Below are 14,601 nucleotides of genomic sequence, written 5' to 3' on the forward strand. Positions count from 1 at the left end.
GGTAATGCGCCTGGCTTAAGCAATCATTGGCATCATCGCTAGCAGGCGCAGGCTTGCCTTCGATGGGCCGCAAAGCGGCCCTTTGGTCTGCTCAGGCGCTACGCCCCTCTTCGGCTTGGCACGCCGCCGCTGTGAACAGCACATCGGTCGACGAATTCAGCGCTGTCTCGGCCGAATCCTGCAGCACGCCGATAATGAAGCCCACCGCCACTACCTGCATGGCAATTTCGCTGGGGATGCCAAACAGGCTGCACGCCAGTGGAATCAGCAGCAGCGAGCCCCCGGCCACACCCGAGGCGCCACAGGCGCACACCGCCGCCACCACGCTGAGCAGCACGGCCGTTGGCAGGTCCACCGGGATACCCAGGGTATGCACCGCGGCCAGGGTCAGTACGGTAATGGTGATTGCCGCACCGGCCATGTTGATGGTTGCGCCCAACGGGATCGACACCGAGTAGGTGTCTTCATGCAGGCCAAGGCGCTCTGACAGTGCCAGGTTCACCGGGATGTTGGCCGCCGAGCTGCGAGTGAAGAACGCGGTAATGCCGCTTTCGCGCAGGCACAGCAGGGTCAACGGGTAGGGGTTGCGGCGGATTTTCCAGAACACGATCAGCGGGTTCATCACCAGCGCCACGAACAGCATGCAGCCGATCAGCACAGCCAGCAAGTGCAGGTAGCCGAGCAGGGCCTGCAGGCCCGACTGGGCGAGGGTGGAGCTGACCAGGCCAAAGATGCCCAGCGGGGCGAAGCGAATAACCACGCGCACGATAAGGGTCACGCCATTGGACAGGTCTTCGACCACGGTGCGGGTGGTTTCACCCGCATGGCGCAGGGCCACGCCCAGGCCGATAGCCCAGGTCAGCACGCCGATGAAGTTGGCGTTGAGCAGGGCATTGATCGGGTTGTCGACCGCGCTCAGCAGCAAGTTCTGCATCACCTCGGAGATGCCACCCGGGGCGCTCAACGTTGCCTCACCGCTGCTCAGCACCAGGTCGGAGGGGAACAGCATGCTGGCGACCACGGCTACGACCGCTGCGGCGAAGGTACCTAGCAGGTACAGCCAGAGGATCGGCCGGATATGGGTTTCCTGGCCGTGACGGTGGTTGGCGATCGAGGCCATGACCAGGATGAACACCAACACGGGCGCCACGGCCTTGAGGGCGCTGACGAACACCTTGCCCAGGAAGGCCAGGTCGCGGGCGATGGCAGGCGCGAGCAGGGCAACGGCGATGCCCGCGAGCAGGCCGATGACGATCTGTGTCACCAGGCTGGTGCGGTTGAGGAGGCGGAAGACAGGGGTCATGTGCAGCGGCATCTCGGAATCTGGAAAGGGCGAGACTTTACCATAGACCACGTGTACGGCTGTTCTGGCGTCTTCGCCGTGTACCGAGACGTGTGCAGTACCGGTGGGAGCGGTTTCACGGACAAAGACGCCACCACGATCACCAATGAAACAATTCCCGCCGCGCCCCCTCGGTAATCGCGACAATCCCCGGGTGCTTGACCTTGCGCTCTACCGAAATGGCATAGAACGATTCGTGCACGGCCTCGGTCTGGCCGATCAGCGCCACACCATATTGGCGGCACACCTCGTCGGCGATCACGCTGGGGGCGACGAAAATGCCGCTGCCCGACTGGCCGAACGCCTGCATCAGGGCACTGTCATCGAACTCGCCCACGATGCGGGGCTGCAGCTGTTGCTCGCCCAGCCACCGCAGCAAACGGCTGCGCACCACGGTTTCCTGCCCGGGCACCAGCAGCGGAGCATCCTGCAGGCAGGCGGGGAAGGGGCCGTTCAGGCGTTGTGCCAGTGCCGGCGTGGCGAAAAAGCTCAGCCCGCACTCGCCCAGCTTCTGGCTGTAGCCCTTGATGTCCAGATTGCTGGGCATGGGGCTGTCGGAAATCACCAGGTCCAGGCGCTGGATGGCCAGGTCTGCCAGCAACCGCTCAAGTTTGTCTTCGCGGCAGTTGATGCGCAGCACCTCATCCAGCTCCATGGTCGGTGCCAGCAGGCGGTAGACGATGGATTTGGGCACCACATCGGCCACCCCCACACGGAACAGGATCTGCTCCTGCGGGCCGGCGCGCAGCATGGCCTCCAGTTCGCCGCCAATCTGGAACATCTGTTCTGCGTACACCAGCGCCTGGCGGCCGGTCTCGGTCAGCTCCAGTTGGCGGCCGACGCGCTGGAACAGTTCCAGGCCGTAGGTTTGCTCGAACAGGCTGATTTGCCCGCTGATGGTCTGTGGTGTGAGGTTCAGCTGTTCGCTGGCGCGGGTGATGCTGCCCGTCTTGGCCACGGCCCAGAAGTAATGCAGCTGGCGATAGTTGAGCACCGTCGGTCGTCCCGATTCGTAAAACCCGAAGTATACGCCATGAAAATACGAATTTTCCTGAACTGTCGGCATCTCTAGAATGCACCGCATCAGGCGCCATGCGCCGCCGGGATATTTCAAGCGAGGACACCATGCTGCAATTCAAATCCATCGGTACCCCATTGGTGCTGGCGTTGGCCCTGTTCACCCTGGCAGGCTGCGACCAAGCCGAGAAATCCGCCCAGCAGATGCTCGACCAGGCCGCCCAGTCGGCCAAGCAGGCCATTGACGACACCAACAAGGCCGCCCAGCAGGCGTTGAACGAGGCTATCGGCGGCGAAGCGCAACAGCCTGAAGATGCCGACAAGAAAAAAGACACCCAGGAAATCTGACCCTAAACCGCCGCTGCAGGATTTGAACAATGGAATACTTGCTGGAACTCGCCGCTAGCCCTACTGCCTGGGTTGCCCTGGCTACATTGGTGGCCATGGAAGTTGTGCTGGGCATCGACAACCTGATCTTCATCTCCATCCTGACCAATAAACTGCCGGTGGAGTACCGCTCCAAGGCACGGCGGATCGGGATCAGCATGGCCTTGGTCATGCGCCTGGCCTTGCTCAGCACGGTGGCCTGGATCGTACAGCTCACCGACCCTGTGGTCGAAGTGTTCGGTAACGCCTTCTCGTGGAAGGACATGATCCTGATTGCCGGTGGCCTGTTCCTGCTGTGGAAGGCGACCAAGGAAATTCACGAAAGCGTTGACCCGCACGGTGCCAAGGAAGAAGCCAAGGTCGGTTCGACTGTAACCCTGGGCTTTGCTGCGGCAATCTTCCAGATCCTGCTGCTGGACATCGTCTTCTCGGTCGACAGCATCATCACCGCTGTGGGCATGACCGAGCACTTGCCGATCATGATCATTGCCGTGATCACGGCAGTCATCGTGATGATGGTGGCCGCTGACCCGCTGGCCAACTTCATCAATGACAACCCGACCGTGGTCATGCTGGCCTTGGGCTTCCTGATCATGATCGGCATGACACTGATCGCCGAAGGCTTTGGCGCTCATGTGCCGAAGGGGTATGTGTATGCGGCCATGGCGTTCTCGACCGCGATCGAGATCCTCAACATTCTGGCTCGCCGGGCGCGTTTGAAGCGTGAGGCTGCTGAAGGTTGATGAAAAAAAGACGGGGCGCATTGCGCCCCGTTCGCGGGTTCTGAAATCTTAGTGCACCCCGGCTGGCCGTCGTGGCCGTCGCACAGGTTGCGGCTTGGCAGGTACCAGCGGTGGCCGGTGGTGGTGGGAATGGCGCCGCACGATACGCAGCACACCCCACAGCATGGCGGCTGCAACGCTCAGCCACATGCCCACCAGCATGAGGATTGCCATAGTCAGGCTCATCTGTGCCTCCCTCTCCAAGGGCAGCGCTCGGTCAGCCAGCGCTTGCCTTCCAGACACTGCTTTAGTCTAGCCCTTCGCCTGTGACGTTCCATCGAACAAAGGTCTATCCCTGAGTCCGATTCGCTCCAAGCCGCTGTCGGACTATACCCGCGCCGCTGTCGGACCTATGATCGGTGCCAGAGCCGGGCGCTGCCTGCCTGGCGTTGGAACAAGCGAGTGTCCATGCAGCAACATTCCGTCAAAACTGCCCCCCGGCGGCTGCTGGCCGTCTGTCTGATGGCAGCCACCCTGGCTGGCTGTGCCAGCGCACCGCCCGCCAATCTCAAAGGCCTGGCGCAGCGGGTCGAGATCAGCAGCGTGCCGTTCTACCGTGGCAACGCCAACCACAGCGGTGCCATGGCGCTGGCAGCGGTGCTGTCGCAACAGGGCGCGCCGATTACGCCTGGTTTGCTGGACAAGCCGCTGAACCTGCCCCAAGGCGCAGATGCGCTGGACACGGCTATCCCTCGCGTGGCACGTGACTACGGCATGGTGGTATACCCACTGGACAAGCAACTGGACGCGCTATTGACCCAGGTGGCGGCGGGCAACCCGGTGCTGCTGCGTTACGAAGAGGGTTCGGCCTGGTGGGGTGAGCCACGTTATGCGGTGCTGATCGGCTATGACCGCTACAAGCAGCGTGTGCTGCTGCGCTCGGGCATGCACCGGCGGCAGGTGATGGCGTTTGATGACTTTGCCTCGGCGTGGGCAAAGCAGGGGAGTTGGGCGGTGCTGGTGCAGCCACCGCGGCAACTGCCGGCCCAGGTGGATCGCCAGCGCTGGTTGCAGGCTGCGGATGAGCTGGCGCGGGCGGGGCAGGAAATTGCGGCGAAGCAGGCCATCAGCAGCCTGAACAAATAGCGGTGCCAGCTCCCACAGGTAGCGCACTGGGTTCGACGCCTGTGCGGTACCTGTGGGAGCTGGCTTGCCGGCGATAGCGCCAGGCCTGCTTACATCAGAAGCCCAGGCGATCGCGCAGGCTGTAGTACCAGGCGCCAATGGCGCTGAACGGCACGCGCAGCATCTGGCCACCCGGGAACGGGTAGTGCGGCAGGCCGGCGAAGGCGTCGAAACGCTCAGCCTGGCCGCGCAAGGCCTCGGCCAGCACTTTGCCCGCCAAGTGGGTGTAGGTCACGCCGTGGCCCGAGCAACCCTGCGAGTAATAGATGTTGTCGCCGATCCGGCCAACCTGGGGCAGGCGCGACAGGGTCAGCAGGAAGTTGCCGGTCCAGGCGTAGTCGATCTTCACGTTTTTCAGCTGCGGGAAGGCCTTGAGCATTTTCGGACGGATGATCGCTTCGATGTTGGCCGGGTCACGTGCGCCGTACACCACGCCACCGCCGAAGATCAGGCGCTTGTCGCTGGTCAGGCGGTAGTAGTCGAGCAGGTAGTTGCAGTCCTCGACGCAGTAATCCTGCGGCAGCAGGGTGCGCGCCAGTTCTTCGCCCAGGGGTTCGGTGGTGATCACCTGGGTACCGCATGGCATGGACTTGGCGGCCAGTTCCGGCACCAGGTTGCCCAGGTAGGCGTTGCCGGCGACGATGATGAACTTGGCGCGCACTTTGCCTTGCGGGGTGTGCACCACTGGGTTGGCACCGCGCTCGATACCCACGGCCGGGGTTTGCTCATAGATGATGCCCCCCAGCGACTCGACCGCAGCTGCTTCGCCCAAGGCCAGGTTCAGCGGGTGGATATGGCCGCCGCTCATGTCGAGCATGCCACCGATATAGCTGTCGCACGCAACCACTTCACGGATGCGCTTCTGGTCCATCAGCTCGAGCTGGTTGTGGCCGAAGCGTTCCCACAGGCGCTTTTGCGACTCCAGGTGGCCCATCTGCTTGCTGGTGAGGGCGGCGAACACGCCACCGTCTTTCAGGTCGCACTGGATGTTGTATTTGGCCACGCGCTCACGAATGATGCGCCCGCCTTCGAAAGCCATGTGGCCCAGCAGTTGTGCCTGCTTGGGGCCGACGGTGCGTTCGATGACGTCAATGTCGCGGCTGTAGCTGTTGACGATCTGGCCGCCGTTGCGGCCCGATGCGCCGAAACCGACCTTGGCCGCTTCGACGATGCTCACCTTGAAGCCGTTCTCCAGCAGGAACAGGGCGCTGGACAGGCCGGTGTAGCCGGCACCGATGATGCACACATCGGTTTCCACCTCACCCTGCAGCGCCGGACGTGGCGGCACCGGGTTGGCCGAGGCGGCGTAGTAGGACTGGGGGTAGGGGGTGTTAGCCATGCTGCAGGAACCTCGTGTTTTATATTTTTAACGAATGTACCGATGCTATCAATAATAATAAACACCCGCTAGTCGTCTGGTGAAAATCCTTTACGGGGGACCCGCCAGCAGCCTTTATACAAAGGGGTTAAGATTCAGTAGGTTAGCGCAAAAAAAAGTGTTGACAGGGTTTTTGGAATGCGTAGAATGCGCACCACACGACAGGCACATAGCTCAGTTGGTTAGAGCACCACCTTGACATGGTGGGGGTCGTTGGTTCGAGTCCAATTGTGCCTACCAAACAAAAGCCCCGGTTTTCGGGCACTTGAAGGGCGATCCGAGAGGGTCGCCCTTTTTGTTTTTGCAAAACTTTTGCAAAACCACCCACCTCTATCCTCTCTAGGCCCTAGAAACCTACAACGCCTTTGAGCCAAGTGATTACTTGAGTCCCTTCTGGGCTCGTTGCAAGCAATGCGAGACCTTCTACCACTGTTGCAGCATTGGCTGAGTGTTGAAGATACGGCCCGATCTTCGAGGTTTTTAGGGCCTGTGTTTTCTCTTCAAGTGGCGCTTCTGGCCTGTCCCGCAGGGTCATCAGAGCTATCAGCAGGGCATCAAAAGGCGTATCCGCTGGAAGGCCAAGCATTTCAAGAAAAGAAGGCGGATCACGCTCAATAATGCCGTTCTCCGAACCAATAATCTTTCCTCTGGTGTACTCCACGTCCGTTCCATGCGAAACAGAAATGGCGGTCTTGAAACCTATTATGTCCACATCTGAAAGCTTCAGTATCATTCCACCAGGCCTCTTTCCTGTGACTGATGGTTTCTTGATATCACAGCCTGACTGGTTCCAGTAGGCGAATGATATCTCGCACTGGATTGGGATAGGACAAACCTCCGTGAAATTTTTGGCCGCAGACCGGCAGTTGCCCCGGCACGGACACCGCTGCTGTCGCCAGAGGCGAGACAGCCACCCGCGCCACCTTGGTGCTCTCCGACCTGCTCGCACGGGCTGATGCTCGAGCCGGACAGTTGGCGAAGGCGTATGACCGAGCCAAGATAGCGGGAGACCAGTGCGCCAAGGAGTACGACTATGTGAGCGGGCGACAGTCGCGGAACCAGTCTGATTAAGCGGTGCCATAGAAGTACTACAACCTGTGCTACGTCTTCATCAGCTTCCTAGCGCCAGTTTCCGCATGCGTATTAGGCAGCAGGGTGATGTTACGTACTATCTTGGAAATACTCGGATCCTAGGAAGAGGAAGAAACTGATGGACGGACTGCCTATCACTCAGGTGTCGAAAGCGGTATCGGAATCATCAGCTGTTATCGTGGGTGATAAGGAGCTTGCGCGATTCGATACCGAGCTCAGCCACTGGGTGTTGAATGTGGAGCCTCGAAAAAACGCAGATGTTTTCGAAGGGGCTATAGGTCGTCCAGACCATCGGAATACCCCCGATGTCCATAGCTCGCCTGCCAACGGGAGCGCTCCATTGTATTTAGCGAAAAATGACCCGCTTGCGCCGGGAGGGGATAGGGCCAAGCGTCAGGGCACGACAAAATCCGATATCGTTTCCAGCTTCGATCAGCGGCCGGCACGCGTCTTTGTGGATTCCCCGGCGCGTATCGAGCGAGACACCGACGACCCTTCCTACCGTCTGGCCAATCGTGCGTACCAGGCCACGGCCACAATCGCCAGAACCGGTCCAATCCGATACTGGACCGCATGGCGTGCTGACAATACCCATGCAGCCGAAGGACCAGGAAACTTCGCGGTGCTGGCCTACTCGGATAACGGCGGCGAGAGCGTTAAAGAGTACGGATACCTGACGTACTCACCTAGCCATCCAGGAAACCAGATTGTAGATCCAATGCTCTGGACAGATCCCAAGGGCCGTCTCTGGCTTTTCTATGGCGTCCTGGGAGACAACAAGCTCTACGATGGTATTGGTGGAGCATGGGCAGTTATTTGTGACGATCCCAATGCTGAGGACCCCAAATGGGGCGAGCCATTCCGTTTGTCTTACTACGGTGATCCGCGACGTCCAGTCAAGATCGAAGATAAGTGGTATCTAGCAGTAGATGGCTGGCGCTTCTCTGCTGAATATCCTCCAGCATACATGGATCATGTAGGGCCGCATATTTACGAGCTGGATTGGGAAAGCCAGAAAATTAAACATGTTTCTCAGCTTCCACCTAACAATAACGGCCAGTACAGTGGTTTCTTTGAAACTGAGTTCGTGCAGCGGTCCGATGGAAGTGTTTTAGCTCTGCTAAGATCGTTGGGTTCCAACTCACAAATGCAGTATTCCGTCAGTCGCGACCTAATGAGGACCTGGACGCCTTGGCAGGCTTACACGGTTACCGCTCCGAGCTCTTCGTCGCGTGCGTGGCTAGGCAGGACTCCTTCCGGACTCCTTCTACTTTGCTGGAACAATGATCTTGTGCGAGGAACACTGACAGTTGGTCTCTCCGATGACGACGGAGCTACATACCGGTATAAAAAAATTATCGAGCCAGATTCTTCTATTCAGGTTTCGTATCCGGTAGTCAGTTTCGGTGATGATGGTGAGATACTTATCATCTACGATAACGGTCGTGATTCTCACAAACAGATTCGCATCGCCAAGTTCAATGAGCATGAGATCATCTCTGGAAAAAGCACGCCTTCTGTCAGAGTTATCAGCGATCCAGCAAATCTCTAAGGATCAGCAGTAAATTTATGCGGCCTGGATGAACTGGGCAAACAAAAAACGAAGCCCTGGATGCTGGTGTCCAGGGCTTCTAGCTACCTTGGTCCCTATGAATGGCAAGCCAGCGTGGCCAAATGGTATCAGCGAGAGGCTTTAGAGTCATCAGCTGTTCCCGTTCTGGGTGCCACCAATCCGCCCTATACTCTGCTGGTCAATTGGGCAGGGCATCGCATTTTGGACAAGCGCACCTTTATCGGAATGGTCGAGGCCGGCGAGCCGCTGATTCAGCAGGCTGTCGACGCCGTCCGTGAGTATCACCAGGCGCAGGGTCGCGGCGCGCCGGCGGAGGAGGTCGAGCGCCTGCTGGCCGAGTCGTTATTTCAGGCGGTATCCGACTACCAATTGCGGGTCGTTGCGAGAGCCAGGGGCAAGAACCTGCCACCTACCCATTGAACATTTAGACGCTAACACCGACCGACAGAATGCTCTGGCCAGCTCCACACTCATGACTGATAGTCATCTACCAATCTGCAGCGAGCGCCTCTGTGATGAGCAAAGAGCATCAGGTTCTCCCTCGTATTTTGAGGTATCGATCTGCACCTGGTTACCTAGGGATGTGCAGGACAGAGTTCGATAAGGCAGTACGGCCACTCGTAAAGGAGTTCCCGATTGGCGCGCGAGGCGTAGGATTTGATCGGTATGAACTCGATGAGTGGGCAGACACTTACATAGCTGAGCACGCAGTAGACAAGACTCCCGGTCGGATGCTTTTGTCAGGTAGTTCTGTTATTCGAGCTGAAGGAAAACGATCTGAGCAGTCAGGGATGGATCTTGAGCCGGCACTGGAGTTGGTGCGGCGCAAGAGGTGAATGTCATGAGAACAGAATTTCTCCTGCTAGCTCAGTACGATGGACTGGCAGTAATTCCGCTGGACTAGGTGTGCGCCGACTACTTTTCTCACCGGAGCCCAGAAAAACAGAGGCTCAATATCGCCAAGGGCGAGATACGCCTTCCACTCATTGCGATGGAGCGCAGCTAAAGTGAGCTCGCGGTATTCATTTGGCTGATCTGGCCGCGTACATGGATGCTAGCCGTGCAGAGGCCACGTACACTATGTAGTGGAGGTCGCCGCGAGGCCGTTACGTTCGTGCAGCGAGCGCGTCCGGTTCGATTGAGTATTCTCGCGGCGACCAGATTAAGCATACCCTAGCTCTGCTGATCATTTTGTGGACCGACGAGGTGCTTTCTACGACGGATGTCATCCATTCCGAGATGGTCGACTGAAGCCATGCAACGGAATTGGGACCCAGTCGAACCTGCCGTGGAAATGTGCCTTCGCGCATCCGTCGATAGATAGTGTTCCTTCCCGGCCCGTCACGGATATTACCTCATCAATTCGTATGAACCGATCAGTCGCGGCTGAAATCATACTGACCTCCGGGCCCCAATTGGCTATCTCAACTTGGTAAGCGTTGGGGGTGGTTTCCGCTTGCGTCCAGGCTTCGATTACCGCCCGCCGCGTTGCTCCCAATCTTTGAGACACGCCCTAACAGATTCCAGCCGCCAACAGATCCGCTGTCCCTGCCTGAAGAACGGGGGTAGCCATGATGCACGGGTTTGCATGGCGCGTCGTATGGCGGATTAGGATCGGCCGAGTAGTTTTGCCAGCTCAGGGATGTGGATAATCTCAGGTTCCATAACAATCAATAAGTTAGCATGCGGTTTTGCAAATTGACCGGCGTAAAAAATATTCCACGCGGCACCCGCGCCACGAACGTCAGATTTGCCATTCTGTAGCGCGCGTCTTCACAAGACCACCTTGACATGGTGGGGGTCGTTGGTTCGAGCCCAATTGTGCCTACCAAATCGAAGAAGGGGTGATCCGAAAGGGTCACCCCTTTTTTCATTAGCCATTGCTGTGGGTACCGCAAACTGCGGTAAGGGCACCCAGTGCTGACATTCGAAAGTTTTTGATTTTTCTCAAAAAAAAGCTTTACAGGTACGCATCGGATCACTAATATGCGCACCACACGACAGGCACATAGCTCAGTTGGTTAGAGCACCACCTTGACATGGTGGGGGTCGTTGGTTCGAGTCCAATTGTGCCTACCAAATCCCAAAAAGGGCGATCAGAGATGATCGCCCTTTTTGCATTCTGCCGCTAGAACGCCTTTGGCAGCCACAGCGCCAGTTGTGGGAAGGCAATCAGCAAACCGATCAGCGCGAGCAAAGCCAGGCAGAACGGCAGGGCGCCGTACACCACGTCCATGAAGTTGCCGCGACCACGGATGCTCTGCACCACGAAAAGGTTCATGCCGAACGGCGGGGTGATCTGGCCCATCTCGCACAGCACGATCAGCACCACCCCGAACCACAGCGGGTCAAAGCCCAGGTTGACGACGATTGGCACGATCAGCGGCGCCGTGGTGATGAGCATCGCCAGGGTGTCCATGAAACAGCCGAGCACGATATAGAACACGATGATCGCCAGCAGCGCGGTCGTGGGTGGCAGGTTCAGGTCGGTGACGAAGCTGACCAGGGTGGCGGTCAGCCCGATGGACGCCAGCACGAAGTTGAGGAAGAACGCCGACAAGGTGATGAAGATGATCATGCCGGTGGTGCGCAACGTGGCTTCGAAGGCCTGGCCCAGGCTTTGCCAGGTGAAAGCCCGACGCCACAGGCCCAAGCCCAAGGCGCTGAGTACCCCAAGTGCCGCCGACTCGCTGGCCGTTGCAAAGCCGCTGTAGATCGAGCCGATCACCAGAACGAAGATGGCCAGTGGCGGCAGCAGGTCGGGGATGCAGGCCAGGCGTTCTGCCCAGCGGGTGTGTTCTATGCGCCCACCCAATGGTGGGCGCACCAGGCAGGCCAGCACGATCAGTGCGACGAACAACAGGCTGAGGATGATGCTGGGGATGGTCGCGGCCAGGTATAGCTTGGGCACCGACACGTTGGCAATCAGGGCGAACAGGATCATGTTGATCGATGGCGGAATCAGGATACCCAGCGTGCCGCCAGCGGCGATGGAGCCAAGGAACAGCGGTGCGTTGTAACCTTTGCGTTCCTGCTCTGCGATGGCCAGGGTGGAAATGGTAGCGGCGGTTGCCACGCTGGAGCCGCTGGTGGTGGCAAACAGCGCGCTGGCGCCGATGTTGGCGTTCATCAGCCCGCCCGGCAGCCAGGATAGCCATTTCTCGACCGCCTGGTACATGCGCCCGGCCACTCCCGAACACACCAGCAGTTCACCCATTAGTACGTAGAGGGGGATGGCCACCAGCAGGAACTCGGCGCTGATGTTCCAGGCGATTTCGCCCATGGCATTGCTCAGCGGCAGGGTCGAGAACAACTGCGACAGCGACATCCCCAGCAAGCCGACACTGACGGCCGCGGCCACGCTCAGCGCCAACAGGGTCAGCAGCAGCAACAAGGTGATGCTCAGCATGGCGGGTGCTCCTGGGGAGGGGTGGCGGCGGGGTGTAGCGCTTGCTCGATTTCCTGCTCGACCGTGTTGATACCGATCAGTGCACTGACTGCCCCCCAGCGCCCGCGCAATAAATGCCCCAGGCTCACCAGCGCCAGGTTGAGGAGGGTCAGGGCGAAGAACAGGTAGCCGGCAAACCAGAGGGATTGCGGTATCCATTGCGGTACTTGCAAGGGGGTGTTGGACACTGAACGGTATTCGATGGAGTCCCACAATACATGCCAGGCGTGAAAGACCAAGGTGCTGGCCAGCGCGGCCATGCAAGCCAGGGCGAACAGGTCGAGCGCCACCCGTGGTTTCAAGCCAAGGCGAGCGTAGAGGATGTCGACGCGGATGTGCGAACGCTTGAGCAAAGTGACCGGTAACGCCCAGGCGCTGGTGACTGCCAGAACATAGCCGGCAATTTCATCAGCGCCGCCCATGGAGATGCCCACGGTCTTGCGCAAGATCAGGTCGATGCCAATCAGCAGGGCGCAGCCGAGCAGGGCAAAGCCACCCACCCAGGTGCTGGCCTTGGCGATGGCGGTGATGGCCGCCAGGCTGGAACGGGCCGTCTTCATCACTGTATGCTCCGAGGGAAAGGGTTTATGGGGCCAGGCGCATGCCGATGGCGCGGCCTGCGCTGGCATTCCATTGTTCGACACAACTGGGGCCACAACGCCTGCCCCAGTCGTTGGCGATTTCCAGCGCCATTTGGCGCACGCGCTGCTGTTCTTGCGGGTCGGGTGCCGACGCACTCATGTGCGCCAGATGGTGGATCTGGCAGTCAGGGCTGCCGACATTGCATGCCTTGGCGTACCGGTTTTCCCTGGCCGTCTCCTGCCAAAGGGCATCTTCCAGCACCTTCGACTGCGCCTGCAGCAGTTGCTGCACCTCAGGCGGCAACTGTTGCCAGCGCTTGAGGCCGATACCATAGAAGCCAACCGACCAGTCCACCGGCAGGTCGTACAGGTACCCGGCCACGTCGTACCATTTGGCCGCGTTACCCGAGCCGATACCGGTAATGGCGCAGTCGATGACGCCGGTCTGCATGGCGGTCACCACTTCGGCAAAGGGCAGGGTGACCGGCGCAGCGCCAATCGCTTTGACCAGCTCGGCCATGTTGCGCCCGCGGGTGCGGATTTTTCGGCCTTTGAGGTCGGCCAGCGATTGCACGGGCGCGCGGCAGAAAAACACCTGCGCAGTGTACGGCACGGTGGCCAGCAGCTTTATGCCATGGCGCTCGGCCATACGCTGTTCCAGCACCGGCTTGTAGGCGTCGGCGATGCGGCGGGCCCTGCCGATGTCGGCGGCCATGCCCGGCAGGTCGATGCCTTCGAAGGTAGCATCGTCACCGGCGACGAATGCGAACACGCCCATGCCAATGTCAACCGCGCCAAAGCGCATCAGGCGAATGATTTCCGGGCCCTTGAGGCCGCTCTCCGACAGCCCCAGCAGCTGGGCGGTGACCTTGCCGTGGGAGGCGCTGGGCAAGGAGCCGTTCCAGAACGGCTGTTCAACGGCGCGGAACGTGTAGTTGTGGCTACCACCACCGATCACGTTGAAACGGATTTGCGGGTAGTCCTGCGCCTGGGCGGCCGGGCTGCCCATCAGCACGCCAAGCGCCAGCGGTATGAGCAGGGAGATGAGCTTCACGGTAGGCCTCTTGTTGTTGTTCGGGGGCTACTTCGGGTGCGGTGTGACGCTATCCGCGAGGGCGGGTCGCCGCCTCGATGGTCGACCGCGACCCGACGATGTCGGGAAACTTCTCGCCCTTGGCCAGCCGTGCGAGGGTGTGCTTTTCGTTGTGCTGGAAGTCGATTGCCCGTTGCGCCAGTTCTACCACCCTGCCTGGGCGCAGGAACACGATGCCGTTCTCGTCTGCCACCACGGCGTCGCCCGGGTACACGATGACCCCGCCGCACTGGATGGCAGTGCAGAACTCGCCTTCGTGGCCGATCACTCGCGTGGTGATGGCACTGGCACCGCGCGACCATACCGGCACGCCGTGCTCGCGCAATTCGCCAAGGTCGGTGACATAGCCGTCGACAATGATCCCGGCTACCCCGGCCTGCTTGGCGGCGTAGGCCATGGCCCCACCGAGCGCGGCGGTGATGCGCTCGCCGCAGCGGTCCACGATCAGGAAATCGCCGGGGCGTGCGCAGCCCATGGCGTAGTGCAGGATGCCACCGTCATTGCCGGGCATGCGTACGGTTACGGCAGTGCCCACCGCGCGTACATTCTGCAAGTGTGCCTTGATGTCTGGGTGGGGTATGCCGTGGGTAATGAAATGACCGATAGTTGCCGGTTCGGCATTGATCAGTATTTCAAGTTCGTGGGCGTTAACCGGGGTAGGTAGAGCTTCGATGATATACATAGGGAGTTGTTGTTATGCCGGATGCTTTTTCGAAGGGTTTCGGTCATCCTAACAAGCGCCCTGAACGGTCGATAATAAAAATCCGTAAGCAGTAGCCGGAG

General features: G+C 59.6%; 15 protein-coding genes, 2 tRNA genes and 2 pseudogenes. 9 read left to right on the top strand and 10 right to left on the bottom strand.

The genetic code is table 11. From position 1 onward, the window contains the following. Positions 1–91 precede the first annotated feature (91 nt). Positions 92–1,303 (bottom strand): serine/threonine transporter SstT, encoded by a 1,212-nt coding sequence (gene sstT / locus J3A71_RS11950; protein WP_031312121.1) that lies wholly within the window; start codon positions 1,301–1,303, stop codon positions 92–94. Positions 1,304–1,442: 139 nt separating this feature from the next. Further along, the gene (nhaR, locus tag J3A71_RS11955; RefSeq protein ID WP_060517211.1) at positions 1,443–2,336 is read right to left on the bottom strand and encodes a transcriptional activator NhaR; all 894 of its coding nucleotides are present in this window, start codon (positions 2,334–2,336) and stop codon (positions 1,443–1,445) included. Between the two features lie 131 nt (positions 2,337–2,467). Between nhaR and J3A71_RS11960 the strand changes: the two genes are divergently transcribed. Together J3A71_RS11960 and J3A71_RS11965 are read left to right on the top strand one after the other, a co-directional pair. Continuing rightward, complete coding sequence (locus J3A71_RS11960) at positions 2,468–2,707, top strand: hypothetical protein (protein WP_024717747.1); 240 nt, start codon at positions 2,468–2,470, stop codon at positions 2,705–2,707. A 29-nt stretch (positions 2,708–2,736) separates the two neighbouring features. Beyond that, positions 2,737–3,489, top strand: coding sequence for a TerC family protein (locus J3A71_RS11965; protein ID WP_016487918.1), 753 nt, complete (start codon positions 2,737–2,739; stop codon positions 3,487–3,489). A gap of 48 nt (positions 3,490–3,537) precedes the next feature. Here J3A71_RS11965 and J3A71_RS11970 read toward each other — a convergent pair whose 3' ends face one another. Continuing rightward, positions 3,538–3,714, bottom strand: a complete 177-nt coding sequence (locus J3A71_RS11970; RefSeq protein ID WP_016487917.1) for a hypothetical protein — start codon at positions 3,712–3,714, stop codon at positions 3,538–3,540. A gap of 222 nt (positions 3,715–3,936) precedes the next feature. Between J3A71_RS11970 and J3A71_RS11975 the strand changes: the two genes are divergently transcribed. Beyond that, positions 3,937–4,614 carry a peptidase C39 family protein gene (locus J3A71_RS11975; RefSeq protein ID WP_060517213.1) on the top strand — a complete coding sequence of 226 codons (678 nt, stop codon included), beginning with the start codon at positions 3,937–3,939 and terminating at the stop codon, positions 4,612–4,614. A 94-nt stretch (positions 4,615–4,708) separates the two neighbouring features. On the opposite strand, the gene J3A71_RS11980 is transcribed toward J3A71_RS11975, so the two are convergent. Next, the gene (locus J3A71_RS11980) at positions 4,709–5,992 is read right to left on the bottom strand and encodes an FAD-binding oxidoreductase (protein WP_096426430.1); all 1,284 of its coding nucleotides are present in this window, start codon (positions 5,990–5,992) and stop codon (positions 4,709–4,711) included. A 202-nt stretch (positions 5,993–6,194) separates the two neighbouring features. Between J3A71_RS11980 and J3A71_RS11985 the strand changes: the two genes are divergently transcribed. Next, positions 6,195–6,271, top strand: a tRNA-Val gene (locus J3A71_RS11985). A gap of 106 nt (positions 6,272–6,377) precedes the next feature. On the opposite strand, the gene J3A71_RS11990 is transcribed toward J3A71_RS11985, so the two are convergent. Beyond that, the gene (locus tag J3A71_RS11990; protein WP_023048477.1) at positions 6,378–6,764 is read right to left on the bottom strand and encodes a hypothetical protein; all 387 of its coding nucleotides are present in this window, start codon (positions 6,762–6,764) and stop codon (positions 6,378–6,380) included. Positions 6,765–6,895: 131 nt separating this feature from the next. On the opposite strand from J3A71_RS11990, the pseudogene J3A71_RS11995 reads away from it, so the two are divergent. From J3A71_RS11995 to J3A71_RS31740, 4 genes and pseudogenes are all read left to right on the top strand, one after another. Continuing rightward, positions 6,896–7,102 (top strand): annotated as a pseudogene (locus J3A71_RS11995) (DUF2514 family protein); the annotation flags it as partial. 139 nt (positions 7,103–7,241) lie between these two features. Continuing rightward, complete coding sequence (locus tag J3A71_RS12000; RefSeq protein WP_080641068.1) at positions 7,242–8,675, top strand: sialidase family protein; 1,434 nt, start codon at positions 7,242–7,244, stop codon at positions 8,673–8,675. A 222-nt stretch (positions 8,676–8,897) separates the two neighbouring features. Then, positions 8,898–9,116, top strand: a complete 219-nt coding sequence (locus tag J3A71_RS12005) for a hypothetical protein (protein WP_031312117.1) — start codon at positions 8,898–8,900, stop codon at positions 9,114–9,116. Between the two features lie 484 nt (positions 9,117–9,600). Further along, entirely contained in the window at positions 9,601–9,702 is a 102-nt protein-coding gene (locus J3A71_RS31740) for a hypothetical protein (RefSeq protein WP_332249174.1), read from the top strand. A 100-nt stretch (positions 9,703–9,802) separates the two neighbouring features. On the opposite strand, the pseudogene J3A71_RS12010 reads toward J3A71_RS31740, so the two are convergent. Continuing rightward, a pseudogene (locus tag J3A71_RS12010) lies at positions 9,803–10,092 on the bottom strand (AlpA family transcriptional regulator). A gap of 606 nt (positions 10,093–10,698) precedes the next feature. Here J3A71_RS12010 and J3A71_RS12015 point away from each other — a divergent pair. Next, a tRNA-Val gene (locus tag J3A71_RS12015) sits at positions 10,699–10,775 on the top strand. Between the two features lie 49 nt (positions 10,776–10,824). Here J3A71_RS12015 and J3A71_RS12020 read toward each other — a convergent pair. Genes J3A71_RS12020 through J3A71_RS12035 form a run of 4 tightly spaced genes read right to left on the bottom strand, consistent with a single transcriptional unit; the run spans position 10,825 to position 14,500 of the window. Next, complete coding sequence (locus tag J3A71_RS12020) at positions 10,825–12,105, bottom strand: TRAP transporter large permease (RefSeq protein ID WP_016487911.1); 1,281 nt, start codon at positions 12,103–12,105, stop codon at positions 10,825–10,827. After that, positions 12,099–12,704, bottom strand: a complete 606-nt coding sequence (locus J3A71_RS12025; protein ID WP_016487910.1) for a TRAP transporter small permease — start codon at positions 12,702–12,704, stop codon at positions 12,099–12,101. The genes J3A71_RS12020 and J3A71_RS12025 overlap by 7 nt, the downstream gene beginning before the upstream one ends. Before the next feature lie 25 nt (positions 12,705–12,729). Then, positions 12,730–13,779 carry a TRAP transporter substrate-binding protein gene (locus J3A71_RS12030; RefSeq protein WP_082421998.1) on the bottom strand — a complete coding sequence of 350 codons (1,050 nt, stop codon included), beginning with the start codon at positions 13,777–13,779 and terminating at the stop codon, positions 12,730–12,732. Between the two features lie 49 nt (positions 13,780–13,828). After that, a complete protein-coding gene (locus J3A71_RS12035) occupies positions 13,829–14,500 on the bottom strand; it encodes an RraA family protein (RefSeq protein WP_060517217.1) in 672 nt (223 codons plus the stop codon). Positions 14,501–14,601: the final 101 nt, after the last annotated feature.

The sequence above is a fragment of the Pseudomonas sp. PvP089 genome (assembly GCF_017875165.1).
GTDB classification, from domain to species: Bacteria; Pseudomonadota; Gammaproteobacteria; order Pseudomonadales; family Pseudomonadaceae; genus Aquipseudomonas; species Aquipseudomonas fortuita.

Bases quoted from the DNA above. Each gene is read 5' to 3' on its own strand.
- J3A71_RS11960 (WP_024717747.1), top strand. From the start codon at position 2,468: ATGCTGCAATTCAAATCCATCGGTACCCCATTGGTGCTGGCGTTGGCC.
- J3A71_RS11990 (WP_023048477.1), bottom strand. From the start codon at position 6,764: ATGATACTGAAGCTTTCAGATGTGGACATAATAGGTTTCAAGACCGCC.
- J3A71_RS11965 (WP_016487918.1), top strand. From the start codon at position 2,737: ATGGAATACTTGCTGGAACTCGCCGCTAGCCCTACTGCCTGGGTTGCC.
- J3A71_RS12035 (WP_060517217.1), bottom strand. From the start codon at position 14,500: ATGTATATCATCGAAGCTCTACCTACCCCGGTTAACGCCCACGAACTT.
- sstT (WP_031312121.1), bottom strand. From the start codon at position 1,303: ATGACCCCTGTCTTCCGCCTCCTCAACCGCACCAGCCTGGTGACACAG.
- J3A71_RS11975 (WP_060517213.1), top strand. From the start codon at position 3,937: ATGCAGCAACATTCCGTCAAAACTGCCCCCCGGCGGCTGCTGGCCGTC.
- J3A71_RS12020 (WP_016487911.1), bottom strand. From the start codon at position 12,105: ATGCTGAGCATCACCTTGTTGCTGCTGCTGACCCTGTTGGCGCTGAGC.
- J3A71_RS11980 (WP_096426430.1), bottom strand. From the start codon at position 5,992: ATGGCTAACACCCCCTACCCCCAGTCCTACTACGCCGCCTCGGCCAAC.
- J3A71_RS12025 (WP_016487910.1), bottom strand. From the start codon at position 12,704: ATGAAGACGGCCCGTTCCAGCCTGGCGGCCATCACCGCCATCGCCAAG.
- J3A71_RS12000 (WP_080641068.1), top strand. From the start codon at position 7,242: ATGGACGGACTGCCTATCACTCAGGTGTCGAAAGCGGTATCGGAATCA.
- J3A71_RS11970 (WP_016487917.1), bottom strand. From the start codon at position 3,714: ATGAGCCTGACTATGGCAATCCTCATGCTGGTGGGCATGTGGCTGAGC.